Source organism: Acinetobacter sp. RUH 2624 (genome assembly GCF_000162375.2).
GTDB lineage: Bacteria > Pseudomonadota > Gammaproteobacteria > Pseudomonadales > Moraxellaceae > Acinetobacter > Acinetobacter nosocomialis.
Window position 1 is genome coordinate 12,400 of record NZ_KI391942.1, and the last position, 3,902, is coordinate 16,301.

2 protein-coding genes and 2 pseudogenes are annotated in these 3,902 nt (G+C 39.2%); 3 read left to right on the plus strand and 1 reads right to left on the minus strand.

Annotation, left to right across the window (positions count from 1 at the left end):
• Positions 1-70: 70 nt before the first annotated feature.
• A pseudogene (locus tag HMPREF0014_RS25850) lies at positions 71-1,092 on the minus strand (IS3-like element ISAba22 family transposase); the annotation flags it as partial.
• Positions 1,093-1,137: 45 nt separating this feature from the next.
• On the opposite strand from HMPREF0014_RS25850, the gene HMPREF0014_RS24835 reads away from it, so the two are divergent.
• The 3 genes and pseudogenes from HMPREF0014_RS24835 to HMPREF0014_RS26415 form a co-directional block, all read left to right on the plus strand.
• Positions 1,138-1,872: a transporter gene (locus tag HMPREF0014_RS24835; RefSeq protein WP_082187670.1), complete on the plus strand. Its 735-nt coding sequence runs from the start codon at positions 1,138-1,140 to the stop codon at positions 1,870-1,872.
• Positions 1,873-1,884: 12 nt separating this feature from the next.
• Entirely contained in the window at positions 1,885-3,549 is a 1,665-nt protein-coding gene (locus HMPREF0014_RS24840; RefSeq protein WP_006581518.1) for an outer membrane protein transport protein, read from the plus strand.
• Positions 3,543-3,902: pseudogene (locus HMPREF0014_RS26415) on the plus strand (protein FilE); the annotation flags it as partial. The gene HMPREF0014_RS24840 and the pseudogene HMPREF0014_RS26415, both read left to right, overlap by 7 nt.

Below are 3,902 nucleotides of genomic sequence, written 5' to 3' on the forward strand. Positions count from 1 at the left end.
ACCCAAGTTGTGTCTTAAATTTGAATGGATTGGGGAGAACTCAGCTTTTGAATGTTTATGCAACAAAGCCATGATGCACTAACTCATTTTTCAGTATTCCCCAAAAGCTTTCAATCGGTGCATTATCGTAACAGTCTCCGCGCTTGCTCATTGAACCTTGAAAACCATATTGCTCAAGTATATTTCGATATTCATGGCTGCAATATTGACTTCCTCTGTCTGAATGCACAATCAGTTCTTTGGTTGGTTTTTGATTGTGAATAGCCATATTTAGCGCATTACAAACAAGCTGTGTTGTCATGCGCTCATTTAAGCTATAGCCAACCACTTGCTTCGTGTAAAGGTCTTTTACCGCTGCTAAATACAGCCATCCTTCAACAGTCCATATGTACGTAATATCACTTGACCATGCTTGATTTGGTCTAGTCATTGAGAATTGTTGCTCCAGCAGGTTTTCATAGATCGCTCGATTATGGTCACTATTCGTAGTCCTTTTAAAACGCTTGTGTCGCTTACAATACAGGTGGTTCAGCGCTTTTATCTGACGTACAGCGTACATACTCATTTTTATACCCTGAGCTTGTAAGTATTTGGTTAATCGAATATAACCATAGCTCTGCCTTGTCTCCTCATGGGCTATTTTCACCAATATCGTCTGTTGATTTCGTTGAATCGTTCTTTTGCTCACGCCTCTCTTGAGCCAATCATAAAAACATGAAACTGAAACATGAAGTAATCGAGCCATTAAGGTAATTGGAAAAGAATATCTTTTTTGTTTCATATAGGCGTACCTTACTGACTTTCTTTGGCAAAGTACGCTGCTGCCTTTTTTAAAAATTCACGTTCCATTTCAGCTATTTTGAGCTGTTGTTTGAGTTTTTTATTTTCTTCGAGTAGAGCGTTTAGATCAGGTGAATACTGTTTTGTACCTGCTAAAGTTCCAGCCTTTGCTTTGGTATTCCAATTTGAAAGAGTTTGCATTGAAATGCTAAGTTGTCTAGCTGTTTCCGAGACATTGCCTTGATTGGCTTCAATTAATTTGATGGCTTCAGCTTTAAATTCTGTGGTGTAAGTCTTGTGTTTCTTGCTCATGGTAAACTCCTGATGAGTGTGTTTAGTTTACCAAGTTAAAACCTCCTGTTTTTTCAGCACACATCAGCTCAACATACTTTGACAAATAGTTTTACTGCGCAATATGGCGTTTTAGATAATTTAACACTTTCAGCAACATTACCTTTTGTTGCTAAATCTGATATTGCTAGTGATTCAACCACAGCGGGTTTAGGTGATATTTCTTTGGGAGCACGTTGGGAACCTTTCCCATTAAAGCAAGGGCGTTTACCACTCGTGCTTTTTGGTAGTGTCTCAACTAAAACAGGTGATAGCCCTTATGAGATTGGTTTAGATGAGCTGTCAACAGGTAAAGGTTATTACTCAGTTGGAGTAGGGGCAAGTACTCGTAAATATATTGATCCTGTTGTGCTATTCGCTTCTGTTTCTGCCAATTATGGCTTTAAAGAAAGTGGTCTTAACCAAGCACGCGGTTCACGTATTTTAGAATCTTTTGATCCAGGGATTAGTGGTGGGTTCTCGTTCGGTTTTGCGTACTCATTTAACTATGACGTGTCTTTAACGATGTCATATCAGCAAAGTTTTAACTTTAATTCTGAGTTCCAATTCAATAATGGTGAATCTTATAAATCACCAGACCAAAGTAGCGCAATGATGGCTTTTGCTTTAGGCGTACGTGTTTCGCCAGATACCATTGTTAACGGTACGGTTGGCTTTGGTTTAACTGAGGATGCACCTGATGTTTCACTTGGTTTGTCGTTCCCGTTAGATATTTTAGGTTTTAATAAAAAACGAAAATAAGGAGATAAGCAGGTGAAATATCCTAAATTATGTCCTTTAACGGCGGCAATTGTTATCTCCGGTTTTTCTAGCTTTGCCAATGCTCAATTAGGACAAAACTTAGCTGTTGATATTCGCTCACTATCGATGGGGAATGCTGTAACTGCAGATCCTCCAGGTATTAGTGCAGTTCATTTTAACCCCGCAGCCTTAGCAAAAATTGATGGGTTGCAAACCGATGTTCAGGGAATTCTTGCTAACTTTGATATTCAGCGTGAGTTTTCTGCGCCCCCTGGTTATAACATTTTTGGTTATTCAGATGACCCTCTCGTTTGTAATGATGGTCCGGAAGTTTCTGCTAATATCTGTACAGATTTCAAAGGGACAGTGCATGGTGACGTCGAGTACGCAAGCTTATATGTGCCGATCCTAAAAAAAATGGTTGATCTTGGAGCAGGATATCCTCTAGTTGCTCCTACAGCCGGAATCGCCTATAAGCCACCTGGTTCAAAAGTTACTTATGCGACAGCAGTATATGCACCCTTGGTAGCAGGGTTTGGAGCAGAGAATGGTAACCCTGGTAACTATATGGGGCAGCAAGTTGCAGTAGAGAGAATTACCTATTTATCACCATCTTTTGGTTATCAAGTAAATGACCATTTATCACTTGGTGCTTCAGTAGGAATGTCCTATAACGCGATCGCACTGAAAACCGATCTACGTTTTCCCAATGAGATGATTGGTGTATTGCGTATGGTTGATGAAGTGGTATGTGCACCTTTTAAAAATAATAGTGACATGATTACGGACTTACTATTATTTGGTATGTGTAATGCTCAAGAAGGCATGAATCCATTTAATAAAATGGGTGCATTACAAGTGTCTTTAGAACAATCATTAAGCCCAAGTTATAACTTAGGTTTACTCTGGGAGCCAACTGATGATTTTGGCTTTGGTATGGTTTATCAAAGTGCTGCCAAAATGCGTTTAAAAGGCAAGTATATGATTGATAATGCCAGAGCACCTCAAGAACTTATCAAGGGTCTTAACTCATCTGCTACAGGACAAATTTTAGCTGCAATTCTAGGTCTACCGGGCAATGTACCTAATATTGAGTCTGGTTTAGTCGCTATGGATCTTGAATACCCTGCACATTTTCAAGCAGGTATTAAGTATAAAATCTTACCCGATTTGCAAGTTAATTTTGACGTAGGATGGACTGACTATTCTGCTTGGAATAAGTTTAAGTTTGAGTTCGACCGTCAAATTACGCTATTAAAAGTGGCTAAGCTTTTATCTAATGACGTTACCGATAATTCATTGGCATTGCCATTGAAATTTACCTCGCCGTGGAGTTGGGGAATTGGTCTTGAATATTCAGCAACCGATCGTTTGAAATTAAGGGCCGGTTACGAGCCTCGAGCTAGTTCGATACCTGATGATAAACGTAATACCATGGTTCCGATCAATAATGCACAATTATTTGGTCTTGGCTTAGGTTATCGTTTTGACGCAGATACAGATCTAGACCTTTCAGTGGGTTTCTTGCGTAGTCGTGACAATATTCCAGCCTGTACGAGTACATTGTCGAATAAGTGTGGTGTCGATAATATTTTATTAAACCCTTATTCGGGCCTAGATGTAAAAACGAATACAAAAATCACAGTGCTTGGTTTGAGCTATAGAACAAAATGGTAAAACAATATAAATCGATGTTTCGACCTAAATTTGCTATCTCGACTTTATGTATTGCGGTAGCAAGCGTTTCTGTATCTTATGCAGATGGTTTCTTTACAATCATTGGTCCAGATGGTCGTCCAATGATTGTACCCAGTAAAAAAGTAGAACAAAAGCAATCCAAGAGTAAAGTAGAAGCACCAAAACAAGTTGTACAACCGCATGTAAATGCTACACCTGTTCAAGAAGCATCTAAAGAAAATGTTCAGAATTCAAAAGAGTTTAAAAAGTTTGAACCACATCCTACAAAAAAATTAAATACTGCACCGACTGCACCGACTGCACCGACTGCACCGACTGCACCGACTGCACCG